The 15988-nt window shown below is 69.1% G+C and carries 11 protein-coding genes; 10 read left to right on the top strand and 1 reads right to left on the bottom strand.

Annotated elements, in window-relative coordinates:
- Positions 1-1497: 1497 nt before the first annotated feature.
- The 3 genes from ACFW2Y_RS16350 to ACFW2Y_RS16340 all read left to right on the top strand — a co-directional run bounded on the left by ACFW2Y_RS16350 (position 1498) and on the right by ACFW2Y_RS16340 (position 5772).
- Positions 1498-3132, top strand: coding sequence for a SpoIIE family protein phosphatase (locus tag ACFW2Y_RS16350; protein ID WP_384878823.1), 1635 nt, complete (start codon positions 1498-1500; stop codon positions 3130-3132).
- A 633-nt stretch (positions 3133-3765) separates the two neighbouring features.
- A complete protein-coding gene (locus ACFW2Y_RS16345; protein ID WP_384878820.1) occupies positions 3766-4659 on the top strand; it encodes a LysR family transcriptional regulator in 894 nt (297 codons plus the stop codon).
- A 57-nt stretch (positions 4660-4716) separates the two neighbouring features.
- Positions 4717-5772 (top strand): tartrate dehydrogenase, encoded by a 1056-nt coding sequence (locus tag ACFW2Y_RS16340; protein WP_384878818.1) that lies wholly within the window; start codon positions 4717-4719, stop codon positions 5770-5772.
- A gap of 82 nt (positions 5773-5854) precedes the next feature.
- Here ACFW2Y_RS16340 and surE read toward each other — a convergent pair whose 3' ends face one another.
- Positions 5855-6760: a 5'/3'-nucleotidase SurE gene (gene surE, locus ACFW2Y_RS16335; protein ID WP_384878815.1), complete on the bottom strand. Its 906-nt coding sequence runs from the start codon at positions 6758-6760 to the stop codon at positions 5855-5857.
- Positions 6761-7230: 470 nt separating this feature from the next.
- Between surE and ACFW2Y_RS16330 the strand changes: the two genes are divergently transcribed.
- From ACFW2Y_RS16330 to ACFW2Y_RS16300, 7 genes are all read left to right on the top strand, one after another.
- Positions 7231-8862, top strand: a complete 1632-nt coding sequence (locus tag ACFW2Y_RS16330; protein ID WP_384878813.1) for an AMP-binding protein — start codon at positions 7231-7233, stop codon at positions 8860-8862.
- Positions 8863-8884: 22 nt separating this feature from the next.
- The gene (locus tag ACFW2Y_RS16325) at positions 8885-9382 is read left to right on the top strand and encodes an acyl-CoA thioesterase (protein WP_384878810.1); all 498 of its coding nucleotides are present in this window, start codon (positions 8885-8887) and stop codon (positions 9380-9382) included.
- Between the two features lie 94 nt (positions 9383-9476).
- Positions 9477-11846, top strand: a complete 2370-nt coding sequence (locus tag ACFW2Y_RS16320; RefSeq protein ID WP_384878809.1) for an FAD-dependent monooxygenase — start codon at positions 9477-9479, stop codon at positions 11844-11846.
- A gap of 32 nt (positions 11847-11878) precedes the next feature.
- Positions 11879-12904: a carbon-nitrogen hydrolase family protein gene (locus ACFW2Y_RS16315; RefSeq protein WP_384878806.1), complete on the top strand. Its 1026-nt coding sequence runs from the start codon at positions 11879-11881 to the stop codon at positions 12902-12904.
- The gene (locus tag ACFW2Y_RS16310) at positions 12901-14007 is read left to right on the top strand and encodes a cupin domain-containing protein (protein ID WP_384878804.1); all 1107 of its coding nucleotides are present in this window, start codon (positions 12901-12903) and stop codon (positions 14005-14007) included. The genes ACFW2Y_RS16315 and ACFW2Y_RS16310 overlap by 4 nt, the downstream gene beginning before the upstream one ends.
- A 188-nt stretch (positions 14008-14195) precedes the next feature.
- A complete protein-coding gene (locus ACFW2Y_RS16305; RefSeq protein ID WP_384878802.1) occupies positions 14196-15101 on the top strand; it encodes a fumarylacetoacetate hydrolase family protein in 906 nt (301 codons plus the stop codon).
- 9 nt (positions 15102-15110) lie between these two features.
- Positions 15111-15881, top strand: a complete 771-nt coding sequence (locus tag ACFW2Y_RS16300; protein WP_384878800.1) for an Asp/Glu racemase — start codon at positions 15111-15113, stop codon at positions 15879-15881.
- Positions 15882-15988: the final 107 nt, after the last annotated feature.

Here is a 15988-nt window from a genome sequence, read left to right as displayed (position 1 = left end):
GTGCGCCGGTCGACCAGGTTCTCCAATGCGCCGGCATCGCGCGCGGCCCGCCACTCGGTGACGTGGGAGTGGTACAGGCGCTCGCGGCGCAGGACTGTGGTGTCCCGTCACATACACCGCTGACCTGCGCGTTCCTACGGTGTGGCGACACGTACACGTCCCCGTCACCCGCCCGGAAGTGGTGCACATGGCCGCCGCAACACACGCTCCCACGCCCCCCGGTTCCCTCAGACGCATCGTCGCTGCCAGTCTCATCGGCACCACCATCGAGTGGATCGAGTGGTACGACAACTCATCCGATCGAGGCTAGGACCTGCGGAAACAAGGCCAGGAAGGCGATGAGGTCAGCACCGAACCAGCACGGGTGATGGGCGATGCCGGTTCGAGTCCGCTCAGGCCGCGGATCCGCGGAGCGTCGGGGGAGTGCGGCCGGTCGGGGTGAGCACTGTGCGTGATGGTCGCGCCTGGGAGTTTCTCCCCTGTCAGGGTTCGTCGCTTGGCCTTCCGAATGGTTGCACGCCCTGCTTACGCGGGACTCATTTGTCTCGTTCACCTGGTTCGGTCACCCGGAGGGGGTGCTGACTATCTGACGGACTGCTGGAACCCCGACGACCCACCTCCGCCTGCGCGGGGAGCAGTGATCGGCCCACGTCTGCCCGTGCCGGATGGCCACGGCGCGGACCGTGCCGTGGTAGCCGCTGCATGAGGCCGGGACGGCTGTGACCTGCTTGTTCGGCGAGTCGACAGCAGTTCTTGGGCTCGGCGTCGGAGAGTGGTCCGGGCAAATGCGGCCGGGTGGTGGACCGTGGCTCCACTCCCCCGGCCGAACATCAACCGCCGGCGGGCAGGAGCCAGGCCATGACCCTCGGCCACCACGCGATTTTAGGATCGGGGCCTCGCTTTCTGGCGTTTGTCCAGCTCAGAGGTGTAATGGGTGCCTCCCTGATCAGTGAGTGATCAGCATGCTTCTCTGTGGCGCCGCAGTCGTCGGGAAGCATGAACGTGGTGCATACGTGCGCCGTCGCCTCGCCGTGGCGGGGGGCACCGGGCCACAATGGAGGCGGTATCGCTCGGCAGGCGAGGCGTGACATGCGCAAATCCAGCAGTGGTGACCGGCTGCAGGTACGGGCGGCCGTGGGTGCCGGTGCGGCGGCGGTCGTGGTCGATCGGGCGGGTCTGGTGCTGTTCAGTACGCCGAGAGCCACGGCCTTGCTCGGGTGTTCGCCCGGATCGCCCTGTCCCGTTCTCGTGGCAGCTCTGCGGAGAGCCGGCCACGTTGTGGCGGGGGTGGCGCCTGCGGGAGAAGGGCCGTCAGCTCCTCCCCACACGTTCAGCTGCGCCGTCGTCCCGCTGGCGTCAGAAGGTGGCTCCGCTGCCGATGAGGGGCCGTGGCTCGTTCTCTTGGGGGACGCTGATGGGGAGGCGGCTGCCGTTGCTGCACGCCGCCGTTCCGAGTTGGCACACCTGGCCGCTTTGGCCCTGGGGGAGTCCCTCGACGTGACGGAGGTCGCCCAGACGCTGGCGAATCTCCTCGTCCCCGGCTTCGCGGACCTGGCTACCGTCGATCTTGTCGAGGCCGTGCTGGTCGGCGACGAGCCCGCACGGCTCGATGCCAGCAGCCAAGTGCGGCTGCGCCGTGTCGCAGCGGCGCAGAGCCCCGGTGTGTCCGCAGAGCATCTCCTGCCGGTCGGCGAAGCCGTGCCGCCCCTTCCTGAGAGCGCCGTGATGAGCCCCTTGATGGAGGGCAGGGCAGTCGTCGCCTCCGACATCGGGCTGCTCAGTTCGGGGCTCGGAGCGAACTCCGCAACTCTGAGTCTGCTCATCCCTGACGGCGCGCACTCGTCCGTGGCCGTTCCGCTGTATGCCAGGGGAGTCGTACTCGGCTGCCTCACCCTGTGGCGGGGGCCGCCTTCCGAGCCTTTCACCAACGTGGACGGCGCGGCATTGGAGGATATTGCCTCGCATGCCGCCCTCGGCGTCGACAACGCCCGCCGCTACGCCCGCGAGCGCCGTTCCGCAGTCACTCTGCAGCGCAGCCTCCTGCCCGGCGCGGCCAAACATCTCCCGGGAGCCGAGATAGCAGGCGTGTACCAGCCGAGGGCCGGCGGCCCGGGGGCCGGTGGCGACTGGTTCGACGTGATACCCCTGCCCTCCTTCCGCATCGGCATGGTCGTGGGGGACGTCGTCGGTCACGGCCTGCAGGCCACCACGGCGATGGCCCGTCTGCGAACAGCCGTCCGCGTCCTCGCCGACCTCGATCTCGACCCCGACGAGCTGCTCACCCACCTCGACGACCTGGTTCTGGGCTTCTCCGACGCCACCGACAGCCGCGGACCGGACCCCTCTGTCCTGGGCGCAACCTGCCTGTACGCCGTCTATGACCCGGTCTCCGGCACCTGCTCCGTCTCCAGCGCCGGACATCCGCCTCCTGCCGTCCTGCTGCCGTCGGGCGACGTGCCCGCCTATCCCGATGTGGTTCCCGGACCGCCGCTCGGGGTCGGCGGGATGCCCTTCGCCACGACGCACTTCGAGATTCCCGCTGGCTCCCTCCTGGCTCTGTTCACGGACGGCCTCGTCGTCAGCAGGACCAGTGGTGTCGAGGAGGGCATGACCCGGCTGGCGCAGGCCTTGGGGCAGGTGGGCGACACACCGGTGGAGGAGGCCAGCCGGGACCTCCTGGCGCTGCTCACACCGCCCGACCCGGCCGACGATGCGGCCCTCCTCCTCGCCCGCACCCGCACACTGCCCGCGCGTGATGTCTCTGCCTGGGAGCTGGAACCGGATCTGGTGAATGTCGCCCGAGCCCGTGAACTCGTCACGTCGCAGCTGGCCGCATGGGGCCTGGACGAGGCCGCGTTCGTCACCGAACTGATCGTCAGCGAGCTGGTGACGAACGCGATCCGCTATGTCGGTGGCCCGGTCGGTCTCCGACTCCTCCACGGACCGGAAGGGCTCGTGTGCGAGGTGTCCGACACCGGCACTACTCAGCCCCGCGTGCGACGGGCCCGCGAGACCGATGAAGGAGGCCGCGGGCTGTTCCTCGTATCGCAGCTTGCCGACCGCTGGGGAAGTCGCTTCACTCCCGGTGGCAAGACCATCTGGTCGGAACAGTCCGTCGAGACCCCGGTGTAGCGCCGTCCCGCGCGGCGCGGAGATGGTTACACGTGTTAATAGCGATCCGCTGTCCGTGTGCTGTCCGGCCGTCTCCGGAACTGAGGAGTTGCCGGTGTCTCTTAGGGCCTTCCCTGCTCGCCTGTTCGTCCTGTCCGGCCCGCGTGTTCGCCTGGAACTTCTGCCCCCCCGATCACTCCGATGGGTTGTGGGCGCCGGCGGACGAAGGCGCCCATGCACTGTTGCCGTACGAGCGTCCGCCAAGAGCACGGGCCGTGGCGGACTGGACCCGTGCTGGTCTGAGCCGTGCGCGCGACGGTGTCCGCACGGAGGCCGTTCCTGGCCACTCCCTGGGGAAGGCCACGGCACGGCCGAATCGGGGAGAGGGGCATGCAGTGGTCACAAAGAACCTCGTGCACCATCCGGTGCAGTGCGGCGCCCCTGGTGCGCCTGGCTGGTCCGACGCCGACGCCGACGCCGACGCCGACGCCGACGCGCAGCCGGCCACCGCCATCCGGCAGGCATGGCTCGTCCCGTGCACCGAACCGGAAACGCCCGTCATCGGATCGGGTTCCCCCGCCCTCGCGGTAGGTCTCCTCCAGCGCGGAGGTGACGGGACGGGTGGTTCGTCGAGGACGACCGGCGACGCTGAGCATGGACTTCCGGCAGCTCGAGTACTTCCTCGCCATCGTGGACCACGGTGGTTTCAACCGTGCTGCCGCCGCGCTGTATGTGTCCCAGCCGTCCCGGTCACAGGCCATCCGGGCTCTGGAGCGCCACGTCGGCGGCAGCCTGTTTCACCGGATCGGCAGGAAGGCGGTCCTCACCGAGGCCGGCAGCGCCCTGGTTCCGTCGGCGCGCGAAGCCCTGCACGCGCTGGAACTGGCCAGAGCCAGTGTCGGCGCCGTCCGTGAACTGCGAGGCGGGCGCCTGGACATTGCCGTGATGGCCTCGCCCATGGTCGAACCACTCAGCACCATGGCCCGGTGCTTCGCCGACCGCTATCCAGAGGTGTCGCTCAGCCTGCGTGCCGCCCTCACCTCAGCGGACGTGATCGACACGGTACGCACCGGAGGCTGCGAACTCGGATTGCTGACTACCTCGTCGCCGCTGCCGAGCACGGACGTCGTGCCGTACCACGTCGGGGATCATAGGCTCGTCCTGGTCACCCCGTTGGATGGCCCCTTCCCGGCGGGGCAGCCGGTTCAACGCGAGCAGCTCGGAGGGCAGCGGCTGATCGTCGGGCAGCGGGGGACCGGGATCCGCGCTTACGTGGACGACCTGAGAGCGCGAGGCATCGACATTCACATCGCGGTGGAGACGGAACACCGCATGGCGTTCCTACCCCTGGTGCTGGCGGGGGTAGGGCTGGCGGTGGTCACGGAATCCTGGGCCGAGTTGTCCGAGCGGACCGGAGCCCTCGTCCTTGATCTGGAGCCGGCCTCCTGCCAGCACAACATTCTGGTGAGCCGGAAGGCGCAGCTCACGCCTGCTGCCCGCGCCTTCCTGGAGATCGCCGTTCCACCGACTCATAGGGACCGCCTATAAGGCACATCGGCGATACGTCTTGGACCCGAGCGGCGCCTGATTGCTGGAATGCGGACCATGACGAACCACAGCATCGCCCTCATACCCGGTGACGGCATAGGCACCGAAGTCCTCCCTGCGGCCCGCGAGGTCATCGAGGCCGTCGGGAAGACCCATGGCGTCGCGTTCACTTATGAGCAGTTCGACTGGTCCTGTGAGCGGTACCTGCGTCTCGGATCGATGATGCCCGAGGACGGCCTGGAACGGCTCCGGCGTCATGACGCGATCCTGCTCGGCGCGGTCGGGTACCCAGGGGTGCCCGATCACGTCTCGCTGTGGGGGCTGCTCATCCCCATACGCAGGGCCTTCAACCAGTACGTGAACCTCCGCCCGATCCGCGTGTTCGACGGTCTGCCCAGCTCCGTACGCGCGGCCACGCCCGGAGACGTGGACTTCGTGGTCGTCCGGGAGAACACCGAAGGCGAGTACAGCGAGATCGGTGGTCGGACGAACCGCGGGTGTCCCGATGAAACGGCCGTGCAGCAGGCCGTGTTCACACGGCCAGGAGTGACACGGGTCCTCGACTTCGCCTTCGGACTCGCTGAGCGGCGCGGCGGTCGTCTCACGTCGGCAACCAAGTCCAACGGCATGGTGCACACCATGCCGTTCTGGGACGAACTGGTGGCCGAGCGCTCCGCCGAATACCCCGCGGTCGGCTGGAGCCAGGAGCACATCGACGCGCTCGCCGCCAAGTTCGTCCTCGACCCCGCCAGTTTCGATGTCGTCGTTGCGTCCAACCTCTTCGGGGACATCCTGAGTGACCTGGCAGCGGCCATGGCCGGCGGTATCGGCATCGCTCCGTCCGCCAACCTCAACCCCGGCGGTGAGTATCCTTCCATGTTCGAGCCGGTCCACGGGTCGGCCCCCGACATCGCCGGGCAGGGCGTCGCCAACCCGATCGGAGCGATCTGGTCCGCCGCCATGATGCTCGACCACCTCGGCCACCCCCGGGCGGCAGCCGACATTACCGACGCCATCGCCCGCGTTCTGGCCACCACCTCGGTGCGGACGCGTGACCTCGGCGGCTCCGCCTCCACCACCGAATTCACCACCGAGGTCCTGCGACACCTGTGACGAGGCGCTGCGACCTGCCGCCGTAGGCCGCGCTGAGGGCGGAGCGCACGCGAGCTCCGCCCTCCGTGTGCGCAGGGTTGTATCAGAGCCGCAGGCCGGCGAGCAGGGCACTCGTGGCGGCGAAGCGGGCCGGTCCGGTGTTCCAGTCGGCGGAGATGGGGCTGATCGCGACCTTGTCCGCGATCACGGCCTCCACGTCGCCGCCCTTGGCGGGAGGCCGCGGCGCGAACCTCACCGCCACCTTCCATGTGCCGTCCCCGCCGTCGGTGAAGTCGGGCGTCAGCGGCTGCTGGGGGTCCTGGAAGGTCATGGTGACGCCGGCGGCGGTTCCCGTGCCGTCCGCTCCCACGACCGGGTGGTTGATGTTCAGCCCGACGCCCTGGGGCAGCAGCGGGCCGGAGCCCGAGCGGTCCCGCAGCCGATCGATGAGCTTGACGGCGAAGTCGACGGTGGGGCGCATGGCGTTCACCGTGGCGACAGGGTCGGGGGCGGCGAAGCCGCCGGTGCTGAGTGCGATGGCCGGCACGCCGTACTCGAGGGCGGCCACGGCCCCGCCGACCGTACCGGAGTGGGTGGCGAGCCCCGCGACGTTCGGGCCGAAGTTGGTGCCGGACACCACCAGGTCGGGGGCCTTTCCCTCGAAGACCTCGGAGAGCCCGAAGGCCACCGAGTCGCCCGGGGTGCCGTCGACGGCCCACACTTTGGGCGCGGGATGCTTCACCGTCACGGTCGGGCCGCTGAGCAGTTTCGTCCCGGTCCCGCTCTGGTTGGTCAGCGGCGCGACGATGGTGACGTCGTGCCCGGCGGCGGTCAGAAGCTGGAAGGCCGTGCGGATGCCCGGGGCGTCGTAGCCGTCGTCGTTGGTGAGCAGGATCCGCAGCGGACCAGAAGGCGCGTGCTGCGATGACGCCGCTGCCGGGGCTGTCCCGGAGAGGAGGGGCGTGCACATCAGGAGGGCGGCCAGCGGCATGACTTGCTTGCGTCTCATGTCGTGCTCCTTGGAGAAAGGGAGGGTGAAGCGGAGGGACCGGGCGGGTGTACGACGCTCGGAGTGCGTTCCACTGGGGGAGTTACACGTGTTACATGAATGGGGCATTGTGTAGCACGCGGCCCAGGGTCCCGGCTAGAGGCGGGGGTCGTCGGGTGGCTTGACGGGGTCGAAGGTCACCTTGTGGTCCCGTGCGTGAGGCTTGTTGGGCGGTGCTCGACGCTCTCGGTGGTGTGGGTGCGTGAGGTCACGTTTCTGATTTTTGTCCGAAATGGTTGAGCTTCGCCTGGGTGGAGTCTAGCGTGTTACACGTGTAATCAGCGGGTCGGGGTCCGCCCCCCGGGTGTCCGTCGGCTGGTTGCGCAACGCGCTGTTAACAAAGTCGAGTATCGCGAATCATTGACGGTCGAAAATTTAGCGAGATACTTGCTGCACTCTCCCCGCTGCCCCCGAGATTGAGGTGCCGCCCCATGGAGCTCTCCCCGTCTGCTCATGTCGATCCGTTCTGTCGAGATCGCCTCCCTCCTTTCTCCCTCTGGCCCGAACTGCGCTTCGAACTGCCGGAGTTGAACTACCCCGCTCGGCTCAACTGCGCCGAGCGGCTGATCGATGAAGCCGTCCGGCACTGGGGCCCCGACCGGCCCTGTCTGCTGACTCCCACGGACCGGTGGACATACGGTGAGCTGCTGCGACGTGCCAACCAGGTCGCCCAAGTGCTCACTGAGGACTTCGGCCTTGTCCCCGGCAATCGGGTCCTCCTGCGCGGACCCAACAATCCCTGGCTCGTCGCCACGTGGCTCGGAGTCCTGAAGGCCGGTGGCGTCGCCGTCACCACCATGCCGCTGCTGCGGGCCGGCGAGCTGGCGGAGCTCTGTGAGATCGGCCGGCCGACCGTCGCCGTGTGCGACCACCGTTACCTGGACGAACTCACCGTCACCGGCGACGAGGGTCCCGCCGTGCTGGCCTACGGCGGCCCGGGCGAGGGCGACCTGGTCGCGCGCTGCGCCGCGAAGGAGGGGCGGTTCACCGCCGTCGCCACCGCTGCGGACGACGTTGCCCTGATCGCCTTCACCTCGGGAACGACCGGGCGACCGAAGGCGACCCTGCACTTCCATCGTGACGTACTGGCCAACGCCGACACCTTCTCCCGTCACGTCCTGCGACCCCGCCGCGACGACGTCTTCACCGGGACTCCACCCCTGGCCTTCACCTTCGGGCTCGGTGGACTGGTGGTGTTCCCGCTGCACGTGGGCGCGGCCACCTTGCTGATCGAGCAGGCCGGACCGCAACAGCTGGTCGACCTCGTCGAGGAACACGGAGTCACCGTGCTCTTCACGGCGCCCACCGCCTACCGGGCGATCATGGCGTCCGGTGCGGTGTCTCGACTGGCTGGCCTGCGTCGCTGTGTGTCCGCCGGGGAGGCGCTGCCGGCGGCCGTGTGGGAGGAGTTCCACGCCGCCACCGGACTGCGCATCATCGACGGCATCGGCGCCACCGAGATGCTCCACGTGTTCATCTCGGCCTCCGACGGCGACATACGCCCCGGCTCAACGGGCAGGCCCGTTCCCGGGTATCGGGCCCGGGTGGTCGATGAAGCAGGGAATCCCGTTCCGGACGGGCAGCCCGGCTTTCTAGCGGTCACCGGCCCGACGGGCTGCCGGTACATGGATGACCCACGGCAGACCGTGTACGTGAGGAACGGTTGGAACATCACCGGCGACACCTACATCCGCGACGCCGACGGCTACTTCTGGTACGTGGCCCGCAGTGACGACATGATCGTCTCCTCCGGCTACAACATCGCCGGCCCCGAGGTGGAGAAGGCGCTCGCCTCTCATCCCGACGTCGAGGAGTGCGGCGTCGTCGGAGCCCCGGACGACAAGCGCGGAATGCTGGTCAAGGCATACGTGATCCTGCGCCCCGGTGTCGCTCCCGACGAGACGACGGTCAAGGAACTCCAGGACTACGTGAAGCGGACCGTCGCGCCCTACAAGTACCCGCGCGCCGTCGAGTTCGTCACCGACCTCCCGCGCACGAGCAACGGAAAGCTCCAGCGCGCCGAGCTGCGCAAGCGCGCCCAGTCCCGCCCCGCCGCCGGCTAGCAGTCGAACGAAAGGAATGAACATGGAAATCTCCAGCACCCGACCGACGGACTCCGGGCCGACGGGCAGCTGCGCCGCCGGATGCCCCGACGCCGCCACGCGGAATCTGCCCAGTGTGGTCGTCGAGCGGCGCGTCGAATGGCTCGACACGGATGCGGCCGGCCACTACCACCACTCCACCGTGGTGCGCTGGGTCGAGGCGGCCGAGGCCGTCCTGCTGCGGCGCCTGGGGCTGTCCCACCTCTTCGGCAGTACGCCACGTGTCCACTTCGAGGCCGACTACCGGGCCCGGCTGTGGTTCGGCGAGACCGTCCGTACCGAGCTGAAGGTCGTCAAGGTCGGGACCAGTTCCTTGCACTACGCCTTCACCGTCCGTAACGAGGGTGCGGAAGTGGCTGCTCTCGGGCGCATGGTGATCGCCCACTCGGCTTCGCACGCCACGGAGTCCGCGGCCTGGCCCGGCGAGGTGCGAGAGGTCCTGACGAAGGCGGGGCCGCAGGCTCCAGAGCTCTTCGCGTGATCGGGCATGGTGCGCCAAGCCGAATATACAAATTTATTGACGGACGCAAGTTTTACGACATAGATTCTCTTTCGGAACCACTTGGAGGAACACCGTGCGTGTAGCAGTCATCGGAGGAGGGCCCGGCGGTCTCTACTTCGCCGCCCTGGCCCGGCAGCTCTCACCGGAGTGGGAGGTCACGCTCTGGGAGCGCAACGCCCGTGATGACGCGTTCGGCTTCGGCGTCGTGTTCTCCGACGAGACGCTGGACGGCATCACGCAAGGCGATCCCGAGGTGTTCGCCGTGATGTCCTCGGAGTTCGCCCGCTGGAGCGACATCGACATCCATTACGGCGGTGAGGTTCGTACCTCCGGAGGGCACGGCTTCGCCGCGCTGGACCGCAACCGCCTCCGGGAGATGCTGCAGAAGCGCTGCGTGGAGCTCGGTGTGGACGTGCGCTACGGCACGCCGGCGCCGCCGGTGGATCGGCTCTCGACGGAGTACGACCTGGTGGTCGCCGCCGACGGCATTCGCTCCGCGACCCGGGAGGCCTATGCCGAGACCTTCCGGCCCGTGCTGGACGAGCGGAAGTGCCGCTACATGTGGTTGTCTACCGACCGGGTCTTCGAGGCGTTCACCTTCATCGTCGAGGAACGGGACTTCGGCGTCATGCAGGTCCATGCCTATCCGTATGACGACCAGCGGTCCACCTTCATCGTGGAGATGGAGGAGGAGGCGTGGCGGCGGGCCGGCTTCGCGACCCTCGCGGACCGTGAGTTCGCCCGTGGCGAGACCGACGAGGCCAGTGTGCGGCGCTGTGAGGAGATTCTCGCCGACCACCTCGACGGGCACCGCCTGATCCCCAACGCCTCGAAGTGGATCACCTTCTCCATGGTGCGCACCGCCTGCTGGAGCCACGGCAACGTCGTCCTGCTGGGCGACGCCGCCCACACCGCGCACTTCTCCATCGGATCGGGCACGAAGCTCGCCATGGAGGACGCGCTCGCACTGGTCGCGAGCCTGCACGAGAACCCCACGGTGGCCGAGGCCCTGGTCGCCTACGAGGCCGAGCGCAGGCCCGCGGTCGAGTCCGTCCAGCGTGCGGCCCAGGCCAGCCTCGAGTGGTTCGAGAACATCGGCCGCTACACCGGCCAGAGCCCTGACCAGTTCGCCTTCAATCTGCTGACCCGCAGCCGACGGGTCACCTACGACAATCTGCGTGCCCGGGACACCGGTTTCATGGACGCCGTCGACGCCGCTGTCGGCGAGGGCGACGGTGTCCCGCCGATGTTCCGGCCGATGCGGCTCGGCGGTCTGACGCTGCGCAACCGCATCGTCGTGCCCCCGATGGCGACGTTCACCGCGGTGGACGGACAGCCCGGCGGGTTCGAGCACGCCCAACTCGCCGCCCAAGCCCTCGGTGGAGCCGGCCTGGTGTTCACCGGGCTGACGGCCGTCAGCCCGGACGGCCGTCTGACCGCAGGTTGCTCCGGCCTGTGGAACGACCAACAGGAGGCGGGATGGGCGTCGATCGTCCAGGCCGTCCGGACGGTCTCCGACACGCCGCTGGGCATCCAGCTCACCCACGCCGGGCGCCGCGGATCCACCGCGGTTCCCGGTCCTGACGGGGTCGGCCTGCCGCTGGGAGGGGAGGGTTGGCCGACCCTGGCCGCCTCGGCCCTGGCGTGGGACGAGAAGTCCCCCGTCCCGCGGGAGGCCACCGCAGCCGAGCTGGCGACCGTGACCACGAACTTCGCCGACGCGGCAGTGCGGGCCGACCGCGCCGGATTCGACGTACTGGAACTCCAGTTCGGCCACGGCCACCTCGTGTCCGGCTTCCTCTCCCCGCTCACCAACGCGCGCGAGGACGAGTACGGCGGCACTCTCGCCAACCGTCTGCGCTTCCCCTTGGAGGTGTTGACCGCCGTCCGCACAGCATGGCCCGCCGAGAAGGCCCTGGTCGTACGGATCTCCGCCAGCGACTGGGCGGAGGGCGGCACCAGCGAGGCCGATGCGGTCACGATCTGCCGCGCGTTGGCGGCCGCCGGGGCCGACGCGGTGGACGTCTCGACCGGCGAGGTCGTCGCCCACGAACGGCCGGCATACGGGCGTAGCTACCAGACCCCGTTCGCCGACCTGATCCGCAATGCCACCGGCATCCCGACCATCGCTGTCGGCGCCATCTCGACCCATGACGACGTCAACTCGATCATCCTGGCGGGCCGCGCCGACCTCGTCGCCGTCGGCCGCGCCCACCTCTACGACCCGCTGTGGACCCTGCATGCCGCGGCCGAGCAGGACTACACCGGGCCGGGCGTTTCCTGGCCCGAGCCCTGGCGGCCGGGCAGCCGCAAGCCCCCGGGGCCGCGCGGCGACCGCGTCCCGCCCCGCCTGCACCTGCTGCGGGAGGCGGTCGCGCCCGTCCGCCGGCGCTGGATACCCATGCCCCCGGCTCGGCCGCTCGCTGTCACCGCGGCGTGCTGATCCCGGCTTCACCAACGGCAACGGAGGAACCGATGGACCATCTTCCCCGCTTCACCGCCGCCGCCGTCCAGGCGTCTCCCGTCTACCTCGATGCCGCCGCGACCGTCGACAAGGCGGTGTCCCTCATCCACGAGGCTGCCGGCAACGGCGCCGAACTCGTCGTCTTCCCAGAGGTGTTCGTCCCCGGGTACCCCTACTGGAACTGGACGATGAACCCCGTCCAGGGCTCCCCCTGGTTCGAACGGCTCCAGCGCTCCTCGATCGACGTCCCCGGACCGCACGTCGACACGCTGCGCGCGGCCGCCCGTCAGGCCGGCGTGGTGCTGGTCATCGGCGTCAACGAGCGGGCCGCGCACAGCCTCGGCGTGCTCTACAACACCCTGCTCGTCATCGGCGCCGACGGCGAACTGCTCGGCGTGCACCGCAAGCTGGTGCCCACCTGGGCCGAGAAGCTCACCTGGACCGGCGGCGACGGCAGCTCCTTGAAGGTCCACAAAACGGCCGTTGGCCCGCTCGGGGCGCTGGCCTGCGGGGAGAACACCAACACGCTGGCCCGGTTCACCCTCCTCGCCCAGGGCGAACTGGTGCACACCGCAAGCTACATCGCCCTGCCGGTCGCTCCGGAGGAATACGACATGGCGGACGCGATCGCGGTGCGCACCGCCGCACACAGCTTCGAGGGCAAGGTTTTCTCGGTCGTCGCCTGCTCCACCATCTCCCCGGGGATCGTCGATCTGATCGCCGGAGACGACGCCGAGGTCCGCAAGGTGCTCGCCCGGCCCCGCAGCGCCCTGTCCGGCATCTTCGGCCCCGACGGCCGACCGGTCACCGAACCCCTCGTCGACGACGAGGGCATCGTCTACGCCGACATCGACCTCGCCAAGTGCATCCAGCCCAAGCAGATGCACGACATCGTCGGCCACTACAACCGCTTCGACATCTTCCAGCTCCAGGTCGACAACCGCCCCCGCACCCCCCTGGCCCTCGCGGCCGACGCCTCGGGGGCCCGGGCGGACGGTACTCCCGCCGACACCACCATCCCGAAGGAGGAAGCATGACCCATGACGACGACCGGCTCGGTCGCGCCCGTGTGGCCGACAGCCCCGAACTGCTTTCGTACTACGACGAATTGGCCGAACTCGACGCAGGTGCCCTGTGGACGGTCGCCAACGACATCGAGCCCTGGTACCCGCAGCCCGCGTCCGTCCCCGTGCTCTGGCGCTACGACGAGCTGCGCCCGCTGGTCCGCAAGGCCCTTCCCCTGGTCAAGGCCGACGACGCCGGCCGCCGTGTGGTCATGCTGGTCAACCCCGGCCGCAGGGACGTCAGCGCCGCCGTCGGCCTTCTCTACACGGGCCTGCAGATCATGGGACCGGGGGAGGCAATGACCGCACACCGCCACCAGGCAGCCGCCCTCCGCTTCGTGCACGAGGGCACCGGCGCCTGGACGATCGTCGACGGCCAGAAGCTGAGGGTCGGCCCCGGAGACTTCGCCATCACTCCCAACGGCACCTGGCACGAGCACGGCAACGAGGCCGACGACGCCCCGGTCATCTGGCAGGACGGCCTGGACATCCCCCTGGTCAACGCCTTGGACGCGGGCTTCTACGAAGTCCACCCGGAGCTCTACCAGTCCCCCGGAAAGGTCGTCAACTCCTCGGTCCTCAGCTACGGAGGCAACCTGCTCCCGTACGGCATGGATAAGTGGACCCGCCCCTACTCCCCGGTCTTCGGATACCCGTGGGAACCCACATACCAGGCCCTGCTCAACCTCGCCAAGGCCACAGACGGCTCTCCGTACGACGGCGTCATCATGGAGTACACCAACCCCGTCACCGGCGGATCGGTGATGCCGACCATGGGCGCCCACATGCAGCTGCTGCGCCCCGGCCAGGCCACCCAAGCCCACCGCCACACCGGCTCGGTGATCTACACCGCCGCGAAGGGGCGCGGCTACTCGGTGATCGCGGGCCGCCGCTTCGACTGGAAGCAGGGCGACATCTTCTGCGTCCCCTCCTGGGCCTGGCACGAGCACGCCAACCTCGACCAGAACGAGGATGCCTGCCTCTTCTCGTTCAACGACTTCCCCGTGATGCGCTCCCTCGGTTTCCACCGCGAAGAGGCGTACACCGACAACGGCGGGCAACAGCCCACCGCCTGAACCGCTCCGCCGTACCGGACGCCGCCGGCCCTGACACCGGCACCGGTACGGCGGGGCACCGAGCCGGGTGCGGCCTTCCTGCCCCCGCACCGCCCCGGACCGGGGGCGGTGGTGGAGCGACCTGAGCTCTGCCGCCGCCTCGCCCTCCTCTGCGTCAGCCCTTTTCCCATCACATACAAGGAACGTTCATGCGACTGGTCACCTACACCTTGAACGACTCGCCCGAGCGCCTGGGAGCGCAGGTCGACGACCTCGTCGTGGACCTCGACACCCTGGCCGGTCCGACCGACGTGCAACTGCCCCTGGATCTGAAGTCGTTCATCGAGGAAGGCGCGACCGCTCGGGACGCCGCGCTTCGTCTCCTGGCTGGTGGCCCCGCGGCGTGGCCGGCCGATGCCGTGCACCGGCTCGACGACGTGTCGCTCCGTGCCCCGCTGCGCCCGGGCAAGATCATCGGTGTCGGACTGAACTACGTGGAACACGTCGAGGAGTCCAGCCGCAGCCTCGACACCGACAAGGAGCGGCCCGCCCGCCCCGTGCTCTTCAGCAAGCCCGCCACGGCCGTCACGGGCCCCGGTCAGCCGATCCTGCACAACGCGGACCTGACCACGCAGCTGGACTGGGAGTGCGAACTCGCCGTCGTCATCGGCCGCACCGCCTTCCGGGTGAGCGAGGAAGAGGCGTACGACCACATCTTCGGCTACAGCATCGTCAACGACATCAGTGCCCGCGACCAGCGCCGCTCCGGCCAGTGGTTCTTCTCCAAGGGGCAAGACTCCTATGCGCCCTTCGGACCCGCGGTCGTCACCGCGGACGAGATCCCCGACCCCATGGCTCTGGACCTCTCACTGCGCGTCAACGGCGTCACCAAGCAGAAGTCGAACACCCGGCACATGCTCTTCCCCATCGCCCGCCTCATCGCCGACATCTCCTCCGGCGTCACCCTCGAACCCGGAGACGTCATCGCCACCGGATCGCCCGCGGGTGTCGGAGCCGGCATGGTCCCGCCCGAGTTCCTGCACCCCGGTGACACCGTCGAGGCCACCGTCGAGGGCCTCGGCACCCTCACCAACCCCGTCGTCGACGCCCGCTGAGGAGCGATCATGCCCCGTCCCGTCCACTCCACGCACCGCATCGGCCAGATCGTGCCGAGCTCCAACGTCACCATGGAGACCGAAGTCCCGGCCATCCTGCGAGCCCGGGAATCCATCGCGCCGGAACGCTTTACCTTCCACTCCAGCCGGATGCGCATGACCCATGTGACTCCCGAGCAGCTCAAGGCGATGGACGCCGATTCCGACCGCTGTGCCGTCGAGCTCTCCGACGCGCACGTGGACGTGCTCGGCTACGCCTGTCTCGTCGCCATCATGAGCATGGGCCTCGGCTACCATCGCAGGTCCGAGGAGCGCCTGCACAGGCGGACGGCCGAGAACGGAGCCCCGGCCCCGGTCGTCACCAGCGCCGGAGCCCTCGTCCACGGTCTGAACACACTCGGGGCGAAGAAGATCGCCCTGATCGCCCCGTACATGCGCCCGCTGACGAAGACCGTCGTCGACTACCTCACCCACGAGGGCATCGAGGTGCTCGACTACCACGCCCTGGAGATCCCCGGCAACCTCGACGTCGCCGCGCACGACCCGGCGAGGCTTCCCGGGATCGCCAAGGCCCTGGACCACGCCGACGCCGACGCCGTCGTGCTGTCGGCCTGTGTTCAGATGCCCTCCCTGGGAGCCATCGAGGAAGCCGAGCAGCTCCTCGGCAAGCCCGTCGTCTCCGCGGCCGTGTGTACGGCCCACCAGATGCTGCGCGCCCTGGAGCTTCCGGCGGTGGCCCCCGGAGCAGGCCATCTGCTGTCGGGCGCCTACGCGGAGTGAGGATGACCCGCCGGCCCGTCGCCATGCACCCGGCCGACCGTGAACCGGGCCCGGACGATTCTCCGTCCGCCCGGCTCGGTAGGATCGCGACCGCATGCGACGGAAGG

Source organism: Streptomyces sp. NPDC058877 (assembly GCF_042742855.1).
Taxonomy (GTDB): Bacteria; Actinomycetota; Actinomycetes; order Streptomycetales; family Streptomycetaceae; genus Streptomyces.
This window is presented reverse-complemented; position numbering and strand designations above follow the sequence as displayed.

Excerpts from the sequence above, each read along its gene's own strand:
- ACFW2Y_RS16345 (WP_384878820.1), top strand. The coding sequence starts at position 3,766 with ATGGACTTCCGGCAGCTCGAGTACTTCCTCGCCATCGTGGACCACGGT.
- ACFW2Y_RS16340 (WP_384878818.1), top strand. The coding sequence starts at position 4,717 with ATGACGAACCACAGCATCGCCCTCATACCCGGTGACGGCATAGGCACC.
- surE (WP_384878815.1), bottom strand. The coding sequence starts at position 6,760 with ATGAGACGCAAGCAAGTCATGCCGCTGGCCGCCCTCCTGATGTGCACG.
- ACFW2Y_RS16330 (WP_384878813.1), top strand. The coding sequence starts at position 7,231 with ATGGAGCTCTCCCCGTCTGCTCATGTCGATCCGTTCTGTCGAGATCGC.
- ACFW2Y_RS16325 (WP_384878810.1), top strand. The coding sequence starts at position 8,885 with ATGGAAATCTCCAGCACCCGACCGACGGACTCCGGGCCGACGGGCAGC.
- ACFW2Y_RS16315 (WP_384878806.1), top strand. The coding sequence starts at position 11,879 with ATGGACCATCTTCCCCGCTTCACCGCCGCCGCCGTCCAGGCGTCTCCC.
- ACFW2Y_RS16310 (WP_384878804.1), top strand. The coding sequence starts at position 12,901 with ATGACCCATGACGACGACCGGCTCGGTCGCGCCCGTGTGGCCGACAGC.
- ACFW2Y_RS16305 (WP_384878802.1), top strand. The coding sequence starts at position 14,196 with ATGCGACTGGTCACCTACACCTTGAACGACTCGCCCGAGCGCCTGGGA.
- ACFW2Y_RS16300 (WP_384878800.1), top strand. The coding sequence starts at position 15,111 with ATGCCCCGTCCCGTCCACTCCACGCACCGCATCGGCCAGATCGTGCCG.